Origin of the sequence: Bradyrhizobium ivorense, from assembly GCF_900696085.1 — a bacterium.
Lineage (GTDB): Bacteria > Pseudomonadota > Alphaproteobacteria > Rhizobiales > Xanthobacteraceae > Bradyrhizobium > Bradyrhizobium ivorense.
Genome location: NZ_CAADFC020000043.1, coordinates 17,902 through 38,357 on the forward strand (window position 1 = coordinate 17,902; position 20,456 = coordinate 38,357).

Annotated in this window: 16 protein-coding genes; 7 read left to right on the forward strand and 9 right to left on the reverse strand. The window is 64.2% G+C overall.

What is annotated here, in order from left to right; all coding sequences use genetic code 11:
* Positions 1 to 55 precede the first annotated feature (55 nt).
* A complete protein-coding gene (locus CI41S_RS42795) occupies positions 56 to 895 on the forward strand; it encodes a M48 family metallopeptidase (protein ID WP_139864939.1) in 840 nt (279 codons plus the stop codon).
* A gap of 251 nt (positions 896 to 1,146) precedes the next feature.
* Here CI41S_RS42795 and CI41S_RS42805 read toward each other — a convergent pair whose 3' ends face one another.
* Positions 1,147 to 3,414, reverse strand: coding sequence for a transglycosylase domain-containing protein (locus CI41S_RS42805; protein ID WP_139864941.1), 2,268 nt, complete (start codon positions 3,412 to 3,414; stop codon positions 1,147 to 1,149).
* A 137-nt stretch (positions 3,415 to 3,551) separates the two neighbouring features.
* Between CI41S_RS42805 and CI41S_RS42810 the strand changes: the two genes are divergently transcribed.
* Positions 3,552 to 3,977 (forward strand): DUF1330 domain-containing protein, encoded by a 426-nt coding sequence (locus CI41S_RS42810; RefSeq protein WP_139864943.1) that lies wholly within the window; start codon positions 3,552 to 3,554, stop codon positions 3,975 to 3,977.
* 226 nt (positions 3,978 to 4,203) lie between these two features.
* Here CI41S_RS42810 and CI41S_RS42815 read toward each other — a convergent pair whose 3' ends face one another.
* The 3 genes from CI41S_RS42815 to CI41S_RS42825 form a co-directional block, all read right to left on the reverse strand.
* A complete protein-coding gene (locus tag CI41S_RS42815) occupies positions 4,204 to 5,430 on the reverse strand; it encodes an ABC transporter substrate-binding protein (protein WP_139487465.1) in 1,227 nt (408 codons plus the stop codon).
* A 387-nt stretch (positions 5,431 to 5,817) separates the two neighbouring features.
* Complete coding sequence (locus tag CI41S_RS42820) at positions 5,818 to 7,038, reverse strand: ABC transporter substrate-binding protein (protein WP_139864945.1); 1,221 nt, start codon at positions 7,036 to 7,038, stop codon at positions 5,818 to 5,820.
* 125 nt (positions 7,039 to 7,163) lie between these two features.
* Positions 7,164 to 7,526, reverse strand: a complete 363-nt coding sequence (locus CI41S_RS42825; protein WP_139864947.1) for a DUF1304 domain-containing protein — start codon at positions 7,524 to 7,526, stop codon at positions 7,164 to 7,166.
* Between the two features lie 192 nt (positions 7,527 to 7,718).
* Here CI41S_RS42825 and CI41S_RS42830 point away from each other — a divergent pair, with 192 nt between their 5' ends.
* Positions 7,719 to 8,243: a methylated-DNA--[protein]-cysteine S-methyltransferase gene (locus CI41S_RS42830; RefSeq protein ID WP_139487462.1), complete on the forward strand. Its 525-nt coding sequence runs from the start codon at positions 7,719 to 7,721 to the stop codon at positions 8,241 to 8,243.
* Positions 8,244 to 8,429: 186 nt separating this feature from the next.
* On the opposite strand, the gene CI41S_RS42835 is transcribed toward CI41S_RS42830, so the two are convergent.
* The 4 genes from CI41S_RS42835 to CI41S_RS42850 form a co-directional block, all read right to left on the reverse strand.
* Positions 8,430 to 8,621 carry a hypothetical protein gene (locus CI41S_RS42835; protein ID WP_139864950.1) on the reverse strand — a complete coding sequence of 64 codons (192 nt, stop codon included), beginning with the start codon at positions 8,619 to 8,621 and terminating at the stop codon, positions 8,430 to 8,432.
* A 329-nt stretch (positions 8,622 to 8,950) separates the two neighbouring features.
* A complete protein-coding gene (locus tag CI41S_RS42840) occupies positions 8,951 to 9,325 on the reverse strand; it encodes a response regulator transcription factor (protein ID WP_139864981.1) in 375 nt (124 codons plus the stop codon).
* A 108-nt stretch (positions 9,326 to 9,433) separates the two neighbouring features.
* Entirely contained in the window at positions 9,434 to 10,108 is a 675-nt protein-coding gene (locus CI41S_RS42845; protein WP_139864952.1) for a response regulator transcription factor, read from the reverse strand.
* Positions 10,105 to 11,868, reverse strand: a complete 1,764-nt coding sequence (locus tag CI41S_RS42850; protein ID WP_244626877.1) for a PAS domain-containing sensor histidine kinase — start codon at positions 11,866 to 11,868, stop codon at positions 10,105 to 10,107. The genes CI41S_RS42845 and CI41S_RS42850 overlap by 4 nt, the downstream gene beginning before the upstream one ends.
* Before the next feature lie 354 nt (positions 11,869 to 12,222).
* Here CI41S_RS42850 and CI41S_RS42855 point away from each other — a divergent pair, with 354 nt between their 5' ends.
* The 3 genes from CI41S_RS42855 (at position 12,223) to CI41S_RS42865 (ending at position 16,111) form a co-directional block, all read left to right on the forward strand.
* Positions 12,223 to 12,483 carry a hypothetical protein gene (locus CI41S_RS42855; RefSeq protein ID WP_139864954.1) on the forward strand — a complete coding sequence of 87 codons (261 nt, stop codon included), beginning with the start codon at positions 12,223 to 12,225 and terminating at the stop codon, positions 12,481 to 12,483.
* Between the two features lie 329 nt (positions 12,484 to 12,812).
* Entirely contained in the window at positions 12,813 to 14,168 is a 1,356-nt protein-coding gene (locus CI41S_RS42860; protein ID WP_139864956.1) for an HlyD family secretion protein, read from the forward strand.
* Positions 14,165 to 16,111: a glycosyltransferase gene (locus tag CI41S_RS42865; RefSeq protein ID WP_139864958.1), complete on the forward strand. Its 1,947-nt coding sequence runs from the start codon at positions 14,165 to 14,167 to the stop codon at positions 16,109 to 16,111. Before CI41S_RS42860 ends, CI41S_RS42865 begins: the two co-directional genes overlap by 4 nt.
* Before the next feature lie 233 nt (positions 16,112 to 16,344).
* Here CI41S_RS42865 and CI41S_RS42870 read toward each other — a convergent pair whose 3' ends face one another.
* Complete coding sequence (locus tag CI41S_RS42870; protein ID WP_139864960.1) at positions 16,345 to 19,137, reverse strand: [protein-PII] uridylyltransferase; 2,793 nt, start codon at positions 19,135 to 19,137, stop codon at positions 16,345 to 16,347.
* 198 nt (positions 19,138 to 19,335) lie between these two features.
* Here CI41S_RS42870 and CI41S_RS42875 point away from each other — a divergent pair, with 198 nt between their 5' ends.
* Positions 19,336 to 20,310 (forward strand): aliphatic sulfonate ABC transporter substrate-binding protein, encoded by a 975-nt coding sequence (locus CI41S_RS42875; protein WP_139864962.1) that lies wholly within the window; start codon positions 19,336 to 19,338, stop codon positions 20,308 to 20,310.
* Positions 20,311 to 20,456: the final 146 nt, after the last annotated feature.

Below are 20,456 nucleotides of genomic sequence, written 5' to 3' on the forward strand. Positions count from 1 at the left end.
TTCCAACCCCAGCCAGTAGGGGTTCAGAAATCGTCAGCCCCTGTATATTGGGCAAATGATTTGTTTTTGCGCCGAGCGCTTTCCGTGGCGGCGGATATGGCAAAGTCCGGGCGAACTCCTGCTCCCCGGACTTTCAGACATGGCTACTCGCGCGCTCCTGTATCGGCGGCCTGCCGAACCCTCGACTCTTTTGGTGAGACACGGCTCCCAGTTCTTCACGATCAGGCTGCGCCGGCACCGGCGCGCGCGCCGCTACACCCTCAGAATTCATCCGACCGACCGTGAAGCGATCCTGACCATGCCGCCGCGCGGCACGATCGTGGAAGCGAAGGATTTTGCGCACCTTCATGGCGGCTGGATTGCCGCGCGCCTCGGCCGATTGCCGAAGGCTGCGCCGTTTCAGCCCGGCACAGTGGTGCCGCTGCGCGGCGTGCCGCACCGTCTGGTCCATCGTTCCGGCGAGCGCGGCACGGTGTGGACCGAGACGCGCGACAGCGGCGAGAAGATTCTCTGCGTTGCCGGCGGTGTCGAGCACATGGATCGCCGCGTGCACGACTTCCTCAAGCGCGAGGCGCGCAGGGATCTGCAGAAGGCGGCGCAGTTTTATGCCGCCGAACTCGGCGTCCGGGTGCGGCGGCTGTCGATTCGCGACCAGTCCAGCCGCTGGGGCTCCTGCACCTCGGCCGGTTCGCTGTCGTTTTCCTGGCGGTTGATCCTGGCGCCGCCTTTCGTGCTCGATTACCTCGCCGCGCATGAAGTCGCGCACCTCGTCGAGATGAACCACTCGCCGCGGTTCTGGCGGGTGGTCGACCGGATCTGCGCGTCGGTCACGCGCGCCAAGACCTGGCTCGACACCCACGGCAACGACCTGCACCGCTACGGGATTCAGGAGTAGGCGGCGCTCTTGCCTCACAACATGCTGTCATCGCCCGCGAAAGCGGGCGATCCAGTATTCCAGACGCGATTGTTTCAACACGAGAAGCCGCGGCGTACTGGATCCTCGCATTCGCGGGGATGACGGCCGAGTGCATATTAAGGGATGCGTAGCCCAGATGGAGCGCAGCGCAATCCGGGGCGGTCTCACTGACGGCGCGACTGGTTCCGGATTTCGCTCCGCTGCATCCGGGCTACAGGTTGACGGCGTGCCTACCGATTGCCCCCGAACAGCCGGTCCACCAGCCAGCCGTCCAATCCCGCCGCCGCCTCGGGCCGCGCATTCGGGTTGGCCGGATGCCCCGACGTGCGCACCGGGGGCGGCTGGCGGTAATAGCCGCCGCCGGATGGCAGCGGCGCCGGCGGTTGCGGTGCTTGCAGCTGCGGCTGCGCCTGCATCTGTGGCGGCGACGGCGGGCTGATCTGCGACGAGATCTGGATCAGGTTCGAAGGCCCCCAATTGCCCTGCGAGTTCGGGATCGCCGCCACCGGCACGCCCTGATGCGCCGATTTCATGAAGCGGCTCCACACTTCCACCGGCAGCCCGCCGCCGGTCGCCTTCTTGGTCGGCGAATTGTCGTCATTGCCGAGCCAGACCCCGGTGACGAGATGGGCGGTGTAACCGATGAACCAGGCGTCGCGGTAATCCTGGCTGGTGCCGGTCTTGCCGGCGGCGGTCCAGCCCGGGATCTCGGCCTTGCGCGCAGTGCCCGAGATCAGGGTCTCGCGCATCATGCTGTTCATCATCGAATCATAGCGCGGATCGATCACCTGGTTGGGCGGATCGTTCGGCCGATCGTAGAGCAGCTTGCCCGTGCTGGTGCGGATCTTGGTGATCACATGCGGCGAGATGCCGAACCCGCCATTGGCGAACGGCGCATAGGCGCCGACCAGCTCGATCACGGACACTTCGGAGGTGCCGAGCGCGATCGAGACGTTGGGGTCGAGCTTTGAGGAGATGCCGAGCCGGTGCGCGGTGCGCACCACGTTCTTCGGGCCGACCTCGATGCCGAGCCGCACCGCAACCGTGTTCAGCGACATCGCCAGCGCCTGGGTCAGCGTCACCGAGCCGAAATATTCGTGGGTGTAGTTCTCCGGCTTCCAGCCCTTGATGTCGAGCGGCGCGTCGCTACGGATGGTGTCGGGCGTCAGCCCGGCCTCGACCGCGGTGAGATAGACGAACGGCTTGAAAGCCGAGCCGGGCTGCCGCTTCGCGGTCACCGCGCGGTTGTACTGGCTCTCGGCATAGTTCCGGCCGCCGACCATGGCGCGCACCGCACCGTCGGGCGTCATCGCGACCAGCGCGCCCTGACTGACATTGAACTTCACGCTCTTGGCGGCGAGCTCGTCGATGATGGCGGCCTCTGCGGTGTTCTGCAGCTTCGGATCGATCGTGGTCTGCACCAAGATGTCCTGGTCGATCTGGCCGACCAGATCGTCGAGCACTTCGCTGATCCAGTCGGCGACATAGTTCACGGTGCCGGCGCCGGCCGGCTTCACGTTGATCGAGGGCTGGCCGATCGAGGCTTTGGCTTGGGCCTCGGTGATGAATTTGGCATCGGCCATCGCGGCCAGCACGATCTGGGCGCGCTGCTCGGCGCCTTCGGGGTTGCGGTTGGGCGCGAGCCGCGACGGCGACTTGACGAGGCCCGCCAGCGTCGCGGCCTCCGCTACCGTCACGTTCTTCGCCGACTTGCCGAAATAGCGCTGCGCCGCCGCCTCGACGCCATAGGCGCCGGAGCCGAAATAGACGCGGTTGAGGTAGAGCTCGAGGATCTCGTTCTTGGAATGCTTGCGCTCCAGCCAGATCGCAAGCTCGGCCTCCTGCAGCTTGCGCGCCATGGTCCGTTCCTGGGTCAGGAACAGGTTCTTCGCGAGCTGCTGCGTCAGGGTCGAGCCACCCTGCGAGACGCCGCGATGCATCAGATTGGTCACCGCCGCGCGCAGGATACCGACCGGATCGACGCCGTAATGCGAATAGAAGCGGCGGTCCTCGATCGCGATGAACGCCTTCGGCAGATAGGGCGGCAAGTCCTTGAGCGCGACATTGGCGCCGGCCATTTCACCGCGCTGTGCCAGCACGCTGCCGTCCATGCCGACGATCTGGATCGTCGGCGGCCGTTTGGGAATTTCGAGCGACTGGATCGGCGGCAGATGCGCGCCGACCCACACCACGACACCGATCACTGCGATGCCGGCCCACAGGCCGAGCACCGCGGTCCAATAGACCAGCCGGCCGATGCCAAAGCCGCGCGACTTGCCGCGGCGCTTGCTGCTCTTGCTGCTGCTCTTGGCGGGGCGCGGCTTCTCGTCGCCGGAATCGCTGCCGGACGTGTTGTTCTTGGGCTTGGATTTGACGGGCTTGTCGTCGCCGCCGCCGGGAACGCGATCGGCCGGCGACAGTCTGAGGTCGGCAAGCGCGGCCGGAAGCCCGAACAGCGGCTCCTTGCGCGCACCGCCCTTTTTCTTTCCCCACGCCATCCGCAACGCGCTCACACCAATCTCGCGGCACGCTACCGTTCCCGGTTTAAGGGGCGGTTACGCAAAGCTTAACGCGGGATTAGGAGGTTGGGCGGTGCGTGCTACATATGGATGGAACAAACACAAAAGGAGCGCGCATGGGCCATATCGATCCGACCAAGGAGGTCTTCGCACAGTTCCGGGACAGCGACCGGCCGGGCCCGATCCACATGCTCAACCTCGTCCGCCTGCGCGAATGGGCGGCCTATCCCGACGGCCGCAAGGCGAGTGGTGCGGAGGCCTATGCCGCCTATGGCCGCGAGAGCGGTCCGGTGTTCGAGCGTCTCGGCGGCCGCATCGTCTGGCAGGGCAAGTTCGAGCTGATCCTGATCGGCCCGCAGGAGGAGCGCTGGGATCACTGCTTCATCGCCGAATATCCCAGTGTCGCCGCCTTCGTCGAGATGATCCGCGATCCGGTGTATCGCGAGGCGGTCAAGCACCGTCAGGCCGCGGTGGAGGATTCGCGGCTGATCCGGCACGCCGTGCTGCCGGTGGGCAAGACTTTTGGGGAGATCCCGAAGTGACGGCGTCGGCCGTCGGCTGATACGCGTCGCGCGCTCTTTCCCCGTCATCCTGAGGTGCGAGCCTCTTCGGCGAGCCTCGAAGGATGAATCGGCCCGGCCGGGGCCGTCGACCCTTCGAGGCTCGCAAGGGCTCGCACCTCAGGGTGACGGGGATGGAGTAGTGGTATGAAAACAAAATCGGCGGCCCGGAGGCCGCCGATTGCATCTCAGACGTTGAAGACAACCACTAGCCAGCCGGGCCGGCGTCCTCGAGGATCGGGCCGAACAGCTCCCAGCGCTCGCCGTTGAAGCGCATCATCTGCAGCTGCTTGTTGACGCGGTAGTCGTTCGGCGCGGTGTTGCCCTTGATGCCGGGCAGCGCCATGTCGAGCTCGACATTCTTCAAATTGGTCGCCTGCTTCAGCACGTTGTCGCGGGTCAGATCGTCGCCGCACTGCTTCAGCACATGCACCATCAGCTGCGCGGTCGAGTAGCCGTAGGTGTTGAAGTTCGAGTTCTTGTCGCCGTCCGGATAGTACTTGGCCATGAAGTCGAAATAGCGCTTCATGCCCGGATCGTCCTTCCACTGCGGATCGGCCGGGTCCTTGCCGTAGTTGGTGCTGATCAGGCCCTTGGAATTCTCCAGGCCCGCCGGCTGCAGCACGGCGCCGACCGAGGTGGCGTTGATGTCGACGATGTGGATCGGCTTCCAGCCGAGTTCGGCGATCTTCTTGATCGCCTGTGCGGCCTGCTTCGGCGTCGAGGCCGAGAAGAACAGGTCGGCGCCGGCATCCTTGATCTTGATCACCTGCGAGTCGATCGTCGGGTCGGACACCTCATAGGAGGCTTCGGCCACGATCATCTTGGCGGCCTTGTCGCCGAGCCCGGCCTTGATGCCGTTCAGATAATCCTTGCCGAGGTCGTCGTTCTGATAGAGCACGCCGATCTTGGCGTTCGGATGCTCTTTCAGGATGTACTGGCCGTAGATCCGGCCCTCGACGAAGTAGTTCGGGTTGAAGCCGAGCGTCCACGGAAAATTCTTCGGATCGGTGAACTTCGAGGCGCCGGTTGCGGCAAACAGCTGCGGCACCTTCTTGGAGTTGAGATACTTCTGCACGGCGGCGTTCGACGGCGTGCCGACGATCTGGAAGGTCAAGAGCACCTCGTCGCTCTCGACCAGCTTGCGCACCTGCTCGACCGCCTTCGGCGGCGAATAGGCGTCGTCATACTGGATCAGATTGATCTTGCGGCCGTTCACGCCGCCCTGATCGTTGATCATCTTGAAATAGGCCGCCTGGGTCTTGCCGATCGAGGCATAGGCGGAGGCCGGTCCGGAGAAGGGGACGGTCTGGCCGACCTTGATTTCGGAATCGGTCGCGCCGGGATCGTACTTCTTCTGCGCCAGGGACGGTGACGCCGACAGCGCGATCGCCAGCGCCGTTCCCGTGACCAGGTGGAAAATCCCATTCCTCATAATGCTGCTTCCTCACGTGATTGATGGTTGGCCGATGATCTTGTCCGCAGGCCCAAACGCCCGCGGCCGCCATCGCTGGGCCGGAATACTGGAGGAACCGTTGCTGCAACGCAAGACGAGGAATGCCAAAAAGGCGAGCAATTTCAGTCAACGAAAGTAGGGGGCGATGCAAAGCGGCTGCTGCTCGGTCTGCCTCGCCCCGCTTGCGGGGAGAGGCCGGAACGCATCGTCAGATGCGTTCCGGGTGAGGGGGAGTCACCGCGAGTCAAATGCCAGCGTGTTTGCGGAAGCGGCCCCTCACCCCAGCCCTCTCCCCGTAAGAACGGGGAGAGGGAGCGGACAAGGTACGAACGGGGAGAGCGAGTAGTATCGCGCCGCGAGCTCGCCCTAGCCCGCAGGCCCGGTGTCCTCGATGATCGGGCCGAACAGCTCCCAGCGTTCGCCGTTGAACCGCATCATCTGCATCTGCTTGTTGATGCGGTAGTCGTTCCGCCCCGTCGTGATCGACATGCCGGGCAGCGCCAGACTCGGCACGAACTTCTTCAGGCTGGTCACCTGCTTCATCAGGCTCTCGCGGGTGAGGTCGTCGCCGCACTGCTTCAGCACCTGGACCAAGAGCTCGGCGGTCGCATAGCCGTAGGTGTTGACGGTGTTGAGCTTGTCACCTTCGGGATAGTACTTATCCATGAAGGCGAAATAGGCCTTGATGCCGGGATCGTCCTTCCACTGCGGATCGGCGGGATCCTTGCCGTAATTGGTCGAGATGATGCCCTTGGAGATGTCGAGGCCGGCCGGCTTCAGCGTCGCCGACACCGGGCTCGCATTGATGTCGAGGATGTGCACCGGATTCCAGGCGAGGTCGGCGACCTTGCGGATCGCCTGCGCGGCAAATTTCGGCGTCGACGCGTTGTAGAGCAGGTCGACCCCCGCTGCCTTCAGCTTGACGATCTGCGAGTCGACCGTCGGGTCGGTGAGCTCGTAGGAGGCTTCGGCGACGATCATGCTCGCGGCCTTTTCGCCGAGCCCGGTCTTCAGGCCGGCGATGTAGTCGCGGCCGAGATCGTCGTTCTGGTAGAAGATGCCGATCTTGGCGTTCGGGTGATTGGCCAAAATGTATTTGGCGTAGATGCGGCCCTCGGACTGGTAGTTCGGATTGTAGGCGATCGTCCACGGTGCATTCTGCGGATCGGAGAAGCGCGAGGCGCCGGTCGAGGCCAAGAGCTGCGGCACCTTCTTGGCATTCAGGTATTTCTGCACGGCGGCATTCGACGGCGTGCCGATGATCTGGAAGGTGAACAGCACCTCGTCGCCCTCGACCAGCTTGCGCACCTGCTCGACCGCCTTCGGCGGCGAATAGGCATCGTCATACTGGATCAGGTTCAGCTTGCGGCCGTTGATGCCGCCCTGATCGTTGATCATCTTGAAGTAGGCGGCCTGGGTCTTGCCGATGCCGGCATAGGCGGATGCGGGGCCCGAGAACGGCACGGTCTGGCCGATCTTGATCTCGGTGTCGGTGGCGCCGATGTCGTATTTCTTCTGCGCGGTCGCTGATGTAACCGACAACGCGATCGCGAGCGTCGTCGCAGCGAGCAGTTGCACGCTTCTCATGTCGTGACCTCCCTGTTGCCGATGGTCTTGTCCGCCGGGCTCAAGCCGCGGATGTCATCGTTGCAGGAATGATGGAGGAACGGTCGTGGCATTGCAAGGCAATGCCACCAGCGCGCTGTGTCGCGTCAAGCCAGCCAGAGCAGGATCAACGCGACTGCCGCGGGCGCGGCTTGCACATAGAGGATGCGCCGGCTCACGGTGGCGGCGCCATAGGCGCCGGCAACGATCACGCAGAGCAGGAAGAATGTCTTGATCTGGATTGCGAAGCCGGGATTGCCGTGCACAAGGCCCCAAATCAGCCCGGCGGCAAGAAAGCCGTTATAGAGGCCCTGATTGGCCGCGAGCACCGCCGAGTCGGTCGCCTTCTCGATCGAGTTGCGGAACGTCTTCAGCCCGAGCGGCTTGGTCCAGAGAAACATCTCCAGCACCAGGAAGTAGATGTGCAGCGCGGCCACCACCGCGACCAGGATATTGGCTAGCAAGAGCATGATGCGGTCCCCCAACAATCATGATGCGATTGGAAATAATCGCATCATGATTCCCATCTCTTTGTTTGAGCATGATCTTTTCGGAAAACCGGTCTCCACTTTTCCGGATCATGCTCTAACGGAATTCGGGTGGACGCTAGCACGCGGGCGGTGAAATGTATGTGCAGCGATACCGATTCCCGAGTGACTGATATGGCCACTGCCAGGACACCCCAGACCTTCAACCTCGATCGCCTCACGACGCCGATCGGCACGGCACTGCTGGTGACCGATGACGGCGGCGTGCTGCGCGCGCTGGATTGGGACGATTACGAAGGGCGAATGCTGGAGCTGCTGCGGCTGCATTACGGCCCGGTGACGCTGCGCGACGGCCGCGCGCCGGCGGAGATGCGCAAGGCGCTGAGCGACTATTTCAAGGGCGATCTCGATCGCCTCACTGACGTGACGTGGCGCGTCGCCGGCACGCCGTTCCAGCAGAAGGTCTGGCATGCGCTGCCGAAGATCCGGCCCGGCACCACCATGAGCTACGGCGCGCTGGCCGCGAAGCTGAAGGTGCCGAACGCGATGCGCGCGGTCGGCCACGCCAACGGCAGCAACCCGATCAGCGTCGTCGTGCCCTGCCACCGCCTGATCGGCGCCAACGGCTCGCTGGTGAAGTATGGCGGCGGCCTGGAGCGCAAGCGCTGGCTGCTGCGGCATGAAGGCGTAGAAATATAACGGGCCGCTTCATCTGCCGATGAGCCCTCGCGGCGATCAGTCGAGATCCTCGCTGGACATGGTCCGCAGATCGCGCACGATATAGAGAAATACGATGAGCGAAGGCACCCATGCGAGTATTGCTCCGACCAGCATCGCATCAACCGTCGTCATGGGAGCTCCTTTGAGTGCCGATGATCCTTGCCGTCAGGTCAGTTTCCTCGATGGGATGCGGGTGCCGGGGAAGGGATAGAGCCACTTCCAGTAGGCCTTGTTGCGCTCCAACTGCTGCTTGTAGCTCTCGCGGCACTTCACCGAGCAAAATTGCTGGAAATGCCAGCTGTGCCGGATGAGCCCGAAGGGGCGCTTGCATCCCGGATTCCCGCAACGGCAGGTCATGACGCTACCTCCGCATTGGCACGCCGAAGCCAGCGAACGAACTCCTCCTGGCCTTTGTAAAAGCAGAGGCGCCCGCAGTAGCGTTCACCTGCCGGATTTCGCAAACTGATGACCTTGGGGTCTTCGCTGTCACACTGGGCGCAGCGCGGTTCCGCACGCATGGCGACCTTCCTCCCGAGGAATTGCCATTACCAATCAAAATGTCTGATGCTGTGCTTGTCGTCGATCTACGTCGAAGGACGACGATGCGAAATCTCGCGCCATCACCGTCCGGGTTCAACTTGTCCTGATGTTTCGCGGCATCATCCTTGCGTATATCCGGTTTGAACTCATTCGCGCGCCGCGGTGCCGGGCTGCGCCAGGGCCGCATCGAGGCATTTGATCAGCTCCTCCCCGTCGAAGGGCTTGATCAGAAAGCAGATCGCTCCCGCCCTCAGGGCCCGCGCGCGATCGCTTTCGACGGAGAAGGCGGTGACGAAAATGAACGGAACGCGCCGTCCGTTGGCAATCAGGTGGCTCTGCAGATCGAGCCCGCTCATGGCCGGCATCCTGACATCCGCTATCACGCAGGACGTCTCATCCAGTTGGGGCGAGTGCAGGAATTCCTCCGCTGACGCGTAGCTCTCGACCGCGTAGCCCAGCGACCTGACGAGATTGTGGGTCGCGGTGCGAACCGACCTGTCATCGTCGATGACGGATATCATTGGCGGGTTGGACAAGGAGGTCCTTCCTGGGGACGGCCAGAGTGCCCCCTGGTCTGTGCGATTGCGCGGAAGCACAGTGCGTCGCCAATCAGGATCGGAGAATCATACTTAGGTTTGCGGCTCGCCAGATCCGGGTCCGATCCGGAGAATCTGCGCCATCCTGACCAGGTCCGGTAACGACTTTGCCGCCATTTTCCGCATGATGTGCCCGCGGTGTATCTTCACGGTGATCTCGGCCACGCCGATTTCGGCGGCGACCTGCTTGTTCATCAGCCCGGCCGTGACGAGCGTCATGATCTGACGCTCGCGGGTGGATAGGGTCGCGAAGGCTCCGCGCAGGTTTGCGAGAGTTTTGGCTTCATCACGACGATTTCTGTCGCGCTCGATCGCCGTCGTGACGGCATCCAGCATGTCCTGGTCGCGGAAGGGCTTGGTCAGGAAGTCGACAGCACCGGCCTTCATGGCCCTGACCGTCATCGGGATATCGCCATGGCCCGTCATGAAGATGATCGGAATATGAACGTCGGCCTTCGCCAGCTCCGCCTGAAAGTCCAGGCCGCTCAGCCGGGGCAGCCTGATGTCGAGGATCAGGCAGCTCGGGACATCCGGGGGCTTGTGCCGCAGAAATTCATGGGCCGACCCGAACGCCTCAGTTCGTAGCCCGACGGACCGGAAAAGATTGCTCAGCGCGTCTCGCACCGACGCGTCGTCGTCGACGACGAACACGGTCGGTTCGTCGGCGTTTGCGGGAGTGGGGGGCAATGCCGGGCGTCCGGTCATCATGCATGATCCTCTTCACGCAGAGGCAGGGTGAACTGGAATGTGGCGCCGTGGCCGGCATTTCCGGCCACGGACAGGCGGCCTCGATGGGCCTCGATGATCGAGCGGCAGATCGACAACCCCATTCCCATACCGCTGGCTTTGGTGCTGTAGAAGGCGTCGAACAGCCGCTCGGCATTCTCGGTTGCGATCCCGACGCCACAATCGGTGACCGTGACCAGGATTTGCCCGGCATCGTCATGGCGTGTCCGGATCACGAGTTCGCGCGGCCTGTCCGTGACCGGCTGCATCGCCTCGATGCCGTTGACGACCAGGTTGAGGATGACTTGCTGCAGTTGGATGCGGTCGGCGACGACCGGCGGAAGCCCCGGAGTGAGGTCCAGCTGCAGGGATATCCGGTGGCTTTGCAGTTCATGTTGCACCAGGCCGATCACCTCGTTGATGACTTCATTGACGTCGAGCGGCGCCTTCTGATCGGTCGTCTTGTTCACCAGCGCGCGGACGCGCTGGATGACCTCGCCGGCCCGGTTGCCGTCGCTGATGATCAACCGGACCGCTCCGCGCGCTTCGTTCAGATCGGGGGTCTCCCGGTTGAGCCAGCGCAGGCATGCCGCGGCATTGGTGACCACGGCGGCAAGCGGCTGGTTTACTTCATGGGCGATTGATGCGGCGAGTTCGCCGAGCGCCGTCACGCGCGTGACGTGTGCGAGGTTGGTCTGCGCTTCATGCAATTCAGCCTCGGCTCGCTTGCGGGCAGTCACGTCGGTGACCGCTCCGACAAATTCGGTGTCGCCCGAGATGCCCGTCACCGCATGTGCCCGGGCGTGGACATATTTGATCGCCCCGTCCGGCATCAGCAATCGGTAGCTGTGCTCGAAGTCCCTGAGGTCGCGCGAGGCGCGGTCGATGGTCCGTTGCACCCGGGTGCGATCATCCGGATGGACGCGTTGCAGCACCGTGCCATGCTTGATGGAGGGGACCTTGTCGAACTCGAAGATCCTGAAGGTCTCTTCCGACCAGATGATCTCGCCGCTGGCGACGTGCCAGCCAAAGCTGCCGGTATGGCTCAATCGCTGGGCTTCGGACAGGTACATTTCACTCTGTTGCAGGGCATTTTCGGCTTCCTTGCGTTCGGTGATATCCTCGCATGCGATCAGGACAATCAACTGCCCGTCCAGCCGCCGCACGGCCTTGGCATTCTCACGGACCCAAAGCCTTGAACCGTCCTTGCGGACCTTCCGGATCTCCCAGCTGTGGGTTTGGCCGATGTTGCCGAGGCATGCCGCGACGTTGCGTTGGACCGCATCCCGGTCTTCGGCGGCAAAGACCCGGAGGACGGATTGTCCGAGCAATTCGTCGACGGTGTAGCCGAGTTGCGCCGCACCGAAGCTGTTGACCGACAGGACGAGGCCCGTTGCTTCAACCATGAAGTACATGACCGGGTTGTGCTCGAACACCTCCTTCCATTGCGCTTCGCTGTTGCGTAGCGCCTCTACCGCGCGCTCTTCGCCGCTGGCCCGGCCGCGCAATGCGGCTTCCATCTGCTTTTGGGTGCGGCCCACCACACGCATCATCAGCAATGCAGCGGCGAGCGCGGCGATAAGCAGCGCCAAGGCAGCCAGATGGGCGGAAGCCGCGGGCTGCGGACCAAGCAACAGCCCGGCGCAGGTTCCCGCCAAAGCCAGCACCATGCCGCCGAGCAGCCATTGCTCGGCCGACCAGGACGTCTTGGTCGGATTGCGCATCATCGGCAGCACCAGCACTTAGCCATCATGGGCCGCGCTGCGTCGCTAGGTGACCGCTACCATCAGCGGCGACAACGTCGCCCTCCTAACAGGCTGCATATTAGCAGCTTTCTTGCCGTCGGGACGAGATCATGCGGGCCTTCGGCAATCCGCGGGGCGAGGCGTCGGATCGCGTGGAAAGCGAAACCGTCTGACGCTCAGGTTCAGGTTGCGGCCAAACCAAAGTATGTCGTCCCCATCCGAATGTAACGGCCGGATCAACCTCCGTTCAATGGCCCATTGCTTCCCGGCGACTACGCTCACTGGGTAACTCGAGAGCAGTAGAGGCGTACCGAATTCAGCAGTCGCCGATCAGAGATCTGGAGGTTGAAAATGCCGAGCGCTCCCCTGCATTTGATCCTTTGCTCCGACGATGTCGAACGCGAGGTAAGGCGTCAACCAGGCGACCGCAGCTTCCACGTGATCGACGGCGGCAAGCAAACGGCGAGCGTGCCGGCCGACAACCCCTGGATCGATCTGCTCGACGTCTTCGATCTGGGCGTGGTGCTCTGTCAGGCCAGCTACCTGGCCTTGATTGGCGCGAGCCTGGCGGCGCTGGAGCCACACTTCGACGTGTTGGATCCGCGGGCGTAGGCCGCCCCGGATTTTAGGTCCGGCAGGCTGCCGGGACCGAAGCGCTGGGCCGCTCACGCCTGACCGCGCAAGACGGGTCCGATAACAGCCTCCGTGAGAGCCCGGAATCCATTCCCCGTCTAGCCCCGGCCCTGATGGATTCCGGGCTCAGTCCCTGCGGCGCTCCGCGCTGCGGTTTGGCCTTCGCAAATTTGCAGCATTTTTTTCGAAAGATTCCGGGTTCCCTTTAGCCCGTCCTGAAGCACCTGATCGTTGGACCGGCTCGGCAGCGGCGTCGCTCGCTAGAATTGTGCGTTGGTTCGCGCAGCGACAGTTCAGGGCCGGTTGTCATGAATCAGGCACAGCAGCACAAGCCGCTTCCCGAGGACAATGTTTCCGTCACCAAGGTTGAAGCCGAGGGCGCGCGAGGATTGCAGCGCGATTTGCAGGACCGGCTGCAGCCGGCACACGACGAACCGGTCAGCGATAGCGCCCCCCATCCCGAAGCCCCTGCGGGATCCGGCCGGATGGTCCGCCGCACCCTCAAGGTGGCCATCGGCCTCGCCATCGTCGCCGTGTTCGGATGGATGCCGCTCAAGGCGATCCTGCAGACCTCGAGCGTCGAGGCGGTGGTCAACGCCAGGATCGTGACACTTCGTTCGCCGATCGACGGCACGGTGAGCGCAAAGCCGTCCAATCCTACGTATCTCAGCGCACTCAGCGAGGGTGACGCGATCCTTCACGTCGTCAACGCGCGCGGCGATCGCATCCGGCTCGATGATCTCAGGCGCCAGATGTCGCGGCTGGAGAACGAGCGCCCGAGCCTGGCCGCCAAGCTCGCCGCCGCCGAGGCCGCGCAGCAGGATCTCGCGCGCCAAGCGGGCCAGTTCCGTGACGGCCGCACCCTTCAGCTCGAGGCACGGATCGCCGAAATCCAGTCGGCGATCGAGGCTGCGGCGGCGCGGCGCGAAGAGGCGACGGCGGCGGTCGAGCGGGCTTCGTCGCTGGTCAGATCGGGCAGCGTGTCGACTGTCGAACTGGCGCGGCTGACGCGCGAGCAGGCGATCGCGCAGCAGACCGAGATTGGTGCCCGCCGCCGGCTCGACGCGGCGAAGGTCGAACTCACCGCGGTGAAGAACGGCACCTATCTCGGCGACAGCTACAATGACCGGCCGAGCTCGGTGCAGCGCGAGGAGGAGATGCGCCAGCGCGTCAGCGATTTGCGCGCCGATCTGGCCCATGCCGATGCGGAAATCGCCTGGCTGACCCACGAGATCGCGGTCGAGCAGATCCACTACATCAATCGGGCCGAGGCCGACATCAGGGCGCCGATCAATGGACGGATCTGGGAGATGATGACCTCGCCGGGCGAGGATGTCAGGGCCGGGCAGCCGCTGCTCAAGGTGCTCGATTGCAGCGGCGAGGTGGTCACCGCGAATGTCACCGAAAGCGTCTACAACCGCCTCAAGCTTGGCGATCCCGCGAGCTTCGAGCCGAATGACGGTAGCGCCGCGATCGAGGGCGTCATCGTCAATCTCACTGGTTCATCTGGCGCGCCCGCAAATCTTGCCATCAATCCCGATGCGCTGAACAAGGAGCCCTATCGGGTCACGGTCTCGATGCCGGCGCTCGACAGCACGGGCAAGGGTTGCGCCGTGGGCCGCACCGGGCGGGTGGTGTTCAACGAGGGCGCGGCAAAGTCATGATGGCGGCCCTTGCACCCGGGCTGGTCGCCTTCGGTGCCTGTCTTGCACTACTGCCGTTGCTCAAGCGCGAGAGCTCGCTGGCTCGCGCCGCGATGGCCACCATGTCGGTCGCGCTGCTGCTCCGCTATTTCGTCTGGCGCGTGACCCATACCTTGCCTCCGCCGGGGCTCCCGGCCGACGCGATCGTCGGCTATCCCTTCATGCTGGCGGAGGGCGCCTCGCTGATCGCGGTGTGCCTGTCCCTGTTGTTCCTCAGCCGGACCATCGACCGCTCGCCCGAGGTCAATGCCATCCTTCGCCGCCCGCGCGTTGCCGCGCCTGCGCCGCTCGTCGACGTTTTCATCTGCACGTACAATGAGGAGAAGGCGATCCTGGAGCGCACGATCATCGGCGCGACCGGAATCAATTACCCCAATTACCGAGTCTGGGTGCTCGACGACGGACGCCGGCTCTGGCTGCGGCGCCTCGCCGAGGAACTCGGCTGCCACTACTTGACCCGTCCCGACAACCGCCACGCCAAGGCCGGCAACATCAATCACGCGCTCCGCCATGTCGCGGACCTGAGGGACAAGCCGGAGTTCGTCTCGATTCTCGACGCCGACTTCGTGCCGATGCCGGAGTTCCTGACCCGGGCCATGAGCCTGATGCAGGACGATGGCGTCGGCGTCGTGCAGACGCCGCAGCACTTCATCAATCCGGATCCGATCCAGTCCAATCTCGCCGCGACCGACGTGTGGCCGGACGAGCAGCGGTTCTTCTTCGACATCCTGATGCCGGCCAAGGATGCCTGGGGCACAGCTTTCTGCTGCGGCACGTCATCCTTGATCCGCTCTTCCGGCCTGGAGCGGATCGGCGGCTTCCCGACGGACTCGGTGACCGAGGACTATCTCGTCACGCTGCGGCTGAAGGAACAGGGCCTGCGCACGGTCTATCTGAACGAACGCCTGACGCTCGGCCTCGCGCCCGAAGGGCTGAAGGAGTACATCACGCAGCGCGGGCGCTGGTGCCTCGGCTTCATGCAGATTTTCAGGGGCCGCAGCGGACCGTTCTCCCTGCAATCCAGGCTCGACTTCATCGACCGGCTGTCCCTCGTCGATGCCTTCATGAGCTGGGCGGCGGTCTACGGCACCAAGGCATTCGGCCTTGTCGTGCCATGGCTGTTTCTCCTGTTCGGCATCAAGGCGGTCTACGCCGATCTGCCGGAGCTCCTGAAATATTTCCTGCCGTTCTACGTCTGGCATGCCTTCACGATGGCGTGGATCTCGCGCGGCCGCTCGCTCGCCATCATGACCGACGTCTCGCAATACATCGCAATGCCCGCGGTGCTGAAGGCCGTCGCGACGGGCCTCGCCCGGCCACAGCGGCACAAGTTCAAGGTGACGGCCAAGGGCGGCGATCGTAACCGCCGCTTCATCGAATGGCCGCTGCTGCGGATCTATGGCGCCGCCCTGCTGATCACCCTGTTCGCGATCGCCTATGCGTTCATTCTGCACCTGCGCGGTGAAAGCATCGCCTATGGCGGGCTGGCGCTGGCCTGGAGCCTGTACAATTGCGTGGTGCTGGCGATCGTCTGCTTCATCTGCATCGAGCAGCCGCGGCGCCGCAAGGCGGAGCGCTTCGAACGCGACGAGCCGGTGCTGATCCAGCAAGGCGCCGCGTCGCGGCTGGTCCGCCTCGCCGACATCTCGATCACCGGCGCCCGCTTCATCGATCCCGCCCCGCCAACGATCGGGACGCCGATCAAATGCAACGTCTACGGCCAGAGCGTGGTGGCGGTCGTCGTTCGGCATACCGGCAACGGCTTCGGTGTCCGCTTCGAGGACGCGGTCGCAACGCGGGTCAACGTCGTGCGTGCGTTCTATGCCGGTGAGTATGTCAGCGCCTTTCAGGGCGTGCGCGCCGCGCCCGTCGGCAGGGCGCTGCTGATGCGGCTGTTCGGCTAGGGCAGAAGAGTGAGCTGTCACCAGAAGCGCGCAAATGCCATTGGCGCTAGCCGAAGGGCGAGCCGGCGCTTGCACGATTTCGGAATATTGGAATATTACCCCTGACTTGCCCGACGTGTCAAGGGCCTGGTCGGGCCTGGTCGAACGCCGGCCGCCGCCGGCTACTTTGCATGGGGTTGTTTTTCGACATTTTTGGCAGCGCACCCTGCCGCAGGCGGGGCGAGGTAAACCTCCTACGCCGCCGGCTTCGCCGCCTGATCCTCGCTCGCGAGCAGATGCAACAACGCGCTCTTGATCGCGGCCTGGCGGGTCGGCGCGGTGATCTGGGCGCCGAGCAAATCGGTGACGTAGAACACGTCGCGGGCGCGTTCGCCGAAGGTCGCGACATGGGCGGAGGCGATGTTGAGGTTGAGTTTTGAGATCGCCGTCGTGAGCTGGTAGAGCAGGCCGGGCCGGTCGAGGCCCGAAACCTCGATCACGGTGTAGCGGTCCGACCACTGGTTGTTGATGGTCACCTCCGGCTCGACGATGAACGGCCGCGCCTTGCTGCGCACGGCGCGCTTCGCCACCGCCTCCGGCAGACGGAGCTTGCCCTCCAGCACGTGCTCGATCATCTCGCCGATTCTTGTGGCGCGGCGGCCCTCGTCCTCGTCGCGGTCGTATTCGCGCGAGATCGAGATGGTGTCGAGCGCGCGGCCGTCGGTCGTGGTGTAGATCTGGGCGTCGACGATGTTGGCGCCGGCCGAGGCACAGGCGCCGGCGATGATCGACAGCAGCCAGGGATGGTCGGTGGCGAGAATCGTCAGCTCGGTGACGCTGCGCAACTCGTCGAAGCCGACATTGATCGCGAGCTTGTGCCCGGCCTGCTCGCTGGCGCGGATGAAGCGCGCCTGGCGGATTTTTCGCGGCAGCTCCACCTTGAGCCAGTAGGCCGGGTAGTGTCGGCCGATATAGGCGTTGAGCTCGGCTTCCGGCCATTCGGTGAAGGCGGCGCGGAATTCGGCTTGCGCCACCGCGATGCGCTGGGCGCGGTTCACTTCCGAGAAGCCGCCGGTCAGCACCGGCTCGGTCTCGTAATACAGCGTGCGGATCAGCTGCGCCTTCCAGCCGTTCCAGACACCCGGGCCGACGCCGCGGATGTCGGCTGTAGTGAGGATCGTCAGCAGCTTCATCTGCTCGACCGATTGCACCACGGCGGCAAAATTCTCGATCGTCTTGCGGTCGGACAGGTCGCGCGACTGCGCCACCGTCGACATCGTCAGATGCTCCTCGATCAACCAGGCCACCAGCTCGGTGTCGGCAGGCGAGAAGCCGAGCCGCGGGCACAGCCGGCGCGCCACCCGGGCGCCGGCGATCGAATGGTCCTCGGGCCGGCCCTTGGCGACGTCGTGCAGCAGGGTTGCGATGTACAGCACCGCGCGATGCTCGGGCCGGATCTTGCGGAACAGGTCGCTGGCGACCGTGAACTCCTCGTTGCCGCCGCGCTCGATGTCCTGCAGGAAGCCGATGCAGCGGATCAGGTGCTCGTCCACCGTGTAGTGGTGGTACATGTTGAACTGCATCATCGACACGATCTTGCCGAAGGCGCGGATGAAGTGGCCGAGCACACCGGTCTCGTTCATCCGCCGCAGCACGGTCTCGGCGTTGTCGGAGGTCAGAATCTCCATGAACAGGCGGTTGGCTTCCTCGTCCTCGCGCAGCGGCGTGTTGATCAGCTTGAGCGAGCGCGTCACCGTGCGCATTGCGTCGGGATGGAAGGCGAGGCTGTTCTTCTGCGCGAGCCGGAAGATCCTGATCAGATTGACCGGATCCTGCTTGAACACGTCGGGCGCGGCGAGGTTGATGCGGTTGTTGTCGACGATGAAGTCGTCGCTTTCAGGTACCCGCCGCCGCTTGGTCGAGGGGCGGAAGCGCGCCACCATGCGGCTCAGCACCGGCGCCGGCTTCTTCTGCTCCTCCTCGAGCTTGGCGCACAGGATCGCGGTGAGGTCACCGACGTCTTTCGCGATCAGGAAGTAGTGCTTCATGAAGCGCTCGACGTCCTGCATGCCCGGATGCGAGGTGTAGCCGAGCCGCACCGCGATCTCGCGCTGCATGTCGAACGACAGCCGCTCCTCGGCGCGGCCGGCGAAGAAGTGCAGGTTGCAGCGCACCGACCAGAGGAAATCGGCGCAGCGGCGGAAAGTGCGGTACTCCTGCGCGTCGAACACGCCGCGCACCAGCAGCTCGTCGGTCTCGCGCACGCGGTAGACGTATTTCGCGATCCAGAACAGCGTGTGCAGGTCGCGCAGCCCGCCCTTGCCGTCCTTGACGTTGGGCTCGACCAGATAGCGCGACTGGCCGGCCCGCCGGTGCCGTTCCTCGCGCTCGGCGAGCTTGGCGGTGACGAATTCGGACGCGGTGCCCTGCACCACCTCCTTGTCGAAGCGCTCGACCAGTTCGTCATAGAGCGGCTGGTCGCCGGTCAGGAACCGGGTCTCCAGGATCGCGGTGCGGATCGTCATGTCGCCGCGCGCCTGGCGGATCGATTCGTCGACCGAGCGGGTGGCGTGGCCGACCTTCAGCCCCATGTCCCAGAGGCAATAGAGGATCGCTTCGGCGACCTGCTCGCCCCAGGCGGTCTGCTTGTAGGGCAGGATGAACAACAGATCGATGTCGGACTCCGGCGCCATCAGCCCGCGGCCATAGCCGCCGGTCGCAACCACGGCCATGCGCTCGGCGCCCGAGGGGATCGGCGAATGGTAGAGATGCTTGGTCGCCGCCGCATAGAGGATGCGGATGATCTCGTCCTGCACGAAGCAGAGCCGCTCGGCGCAGCGCCGGCCATGACGATCTTTCAGCAACAGCGCCTGCGCCTTGGCGCGCGCCGCGATCAGTTCGGCCTTGAGCAGTTGCGCCATCGCGGCGCGGAACTGATCCTCGCGGCCGGCATGCTGTTCGGCGAGCGCATTGACCGCCGCGGTGATCCGCGCGGTCTCGAAACGATCATCCGCTTCAGCGCGGACCTCGGCTACGATGCTGTCCATACGTCCATCCGATATCGGACGGAGCGGTTGCTGTCACTGACCAAAGTATGAGGACAGCGGCTCCATGCTGTATCAGCGGTGCTTCGAGCAAGATCGTTCTCGCACCGTCAGACAAAGGGTAGAGATTTTCTCGTTGACCGCAAGCCTAAGTAGTTGAATTAAAAGACGGTTTCTTATTCACATCGAGGAGATCGACGCATGCAGATATTTTCCCGGCGCGCCGCTGCCGCGCTGTTCGCGGTCTCCGCCCTGTTTCCCGGCGCGGCCTTTGCCGCCGATGCGCTGAAGGAGATCCGGATCGACTGGGCGACCTACAATCCGGTGTCGCTGGTGCTCAAGCAGAAGGGCCTCTTGGAGAAGGAATTCGCCAAGGACGGCATCAGCATCGTCTGGGTGCAGTCGGCCGGCTCCAACAAGGCGCTCGAATTCCTCAATGCCGGCTCGATCGATCTCGGCTCGACCGCGGGCTCGGCCGCGCTGGTCGCCAGGATCAACGGCAATCCGATCAAATCGGTTTACGTCTATTCGCGGCCGGAATGGACTGCGCTGGTGACCGGCAAGGACTCCAAAATTGCCTCGGTCGCCGACCTCAAGGGCAAGCGCGTCGCGGTGACCCGCGGCACCGATCCGCACATCTTCCTGGTTCGCGCGCTGCTCGGCGCCGGCCTCACCGAAAAGGACATCACGCCGGTGCTCTTGCAGCACGCCGACGGCAAGACCGCGCTGATCCGCGGCGACGTCGACGCCTGGGCTGGCCTCGACCCGATGATGGCGCAGGCCGAGATCGAGGACGGCGCAAAACTGTTCTACCGCAAGGCCGATGCCAACACCTGGGGCATCCTCAATGTGCGCGAAGAGTTCCTGAAGGATCACCCGGACATCGTCCGCCGCGTGCTCGCGACTTACGAAGAGGCGCGAAAATATTCGCTGGCGAATTACGACGAGCTGAAGAAGACCTTCATTGCGGTGACCAGGCTGCCCGACGCCGTGGTCGACAAGCAGCTCAAGGAGCGCACCGAACTGACCCATAGCCGGATCGGCGCGCCGCAGCGGGAGTCCATCCTCGCCGCGGGCCTGGCGCTGCAGCAGGCCGGCGTGATCGATGCCAAGACCGACGTGAAGGCGGCGCTGGATGCGCTGATCGACGATCAGGTCCCGCTGCCGACGAACTAGTAACGCTGCACCCTCTCCCCTTGTGGGAGAGGGTGGCTTCGCGAAGCGAAGCCGGGTGAGGGGTTCTTTCCCCACGGCAAACTCTCGCAAGCGGAGCCAACCCCTCATCCGTCGCGGACTACGTCCGCGCCACCTTCTCCCACAAG

What these genes read in the sequence shown, in the direction of transcription:
- CI41S_RS42795 (WP_139864939.1), top strand. Translation starts at nt 56, where the DNA reads ATGATTTGTTTTTGCGCCGAGCGCTTTCCGTGGCGGCGGATATGGCAA.
- CI41S_RS42805 (WP_139864941.1), bottom strand. Translation starts at nt 3,414, where the DNA reads ATGGCGTGGGGAAAGAAAAAGGGCGGTGCGCGCAAGGAGCCGCTGTTC.
- CI41S_RS42810 (WP_139864943.1), top strand. Translation starts at nt 3,552, where the DNA reads ATGGGCCATATCGATCCGACCAAGGAGGTCTTCGCACAGTTCCGGGAC.
- CI41S_RS42815 (WP_139487465.1), bottom strand. Translation starts at nt 5,430, where the DNA reads ATGAGGAATGGGATTTTCCACCTGGTCACGGGAACGGCGCTGGCGATC.
- CI41S_RS42820 (WP_139864945.1), bottom strand. Translation starts at nt 7,038, where the DNA reads ATGAGAAGCGTGCAACTGCTCGCTGCGACGACGCTCGCGATCGCGTTG.
- CI41S_RS42825 (WP_139864947.1), bottom strand. Translation starts at nt 7,526, where the DNA reads ATGCTCTTGCTAGCCAATATCCTGGTCGCGGTGGTGGCCGCGCTGCAC.
- CI41S_RS42830 (WP_139487462.1), top strand. Translation starts at nt 7,719, where the DNA reads ATGGCCACTGCCAGGACACCCCAGACCTTCAACCTCGATCGCCTCACG.
- CI41S_RS42835 (WP_139864950.1), bottom strand. Translation starts at nt 8,621, where the DNA reads ATGACCTGCCGTTGCGGGAATCCGGGATGCAAGCGCCCCTTCGGGCTC.
- CI41S_RS42840 (WP_139864981.1), bottom strand. Translation starts at nt 9,325, where the DNA reads ATGATATCCGTCATCGACGATGACAGGTCGGTTCGCACCGCGACCCAC.
- CI41S_RS42845 (WP_139864952.1), bottom strand. Translation starts at nt 10,108, where the DNA reads ATGATGACCGGACGCCCGGCATTGCCCCCCACTCCCGCAAACGCCGAC.
- CI41S_RS42855 (WP_139864954.1), top strand. Translation starts at nt 12,223, where the DNA reads ATGCCGAGCGCTCCCCTGCATTTGATCCTTTGCTCCGACGATGTCGAA.
- CI41S_RS42860 (WP_139864956.1), top strand. Translation starts at nt 12,813, where the DNA reads ATGAATCAGGCACAGCAGCACAAGCCGCTTCCCGAGGACAATGTTTCC.
- CI41S_RS42865 (WP_139864958.1), top strand. Translation starts at nt 14,165, where the DNA reads ATGATGGCGGCCCTTGCACCCGGGCTGGTCGCCTTCGGTGCCTGTCTT.
- CI41S_RS42870 (WP_139864960.1), bottom strand. Translation starts at nt 19,137, where the DNA reads ATGGACAGCATCGTAGCCGAGGTCCGCGCTGAAGCGGATGATCGTTTC.
- CI41S_RS42875 (WP_139864962.1), top strand. Translation starts at nt 19,336, where the DNA reads ATGCAGATATTTTCCCGGCGCGCCGCTGCCGCGCTGTTCGCGGTCTCC.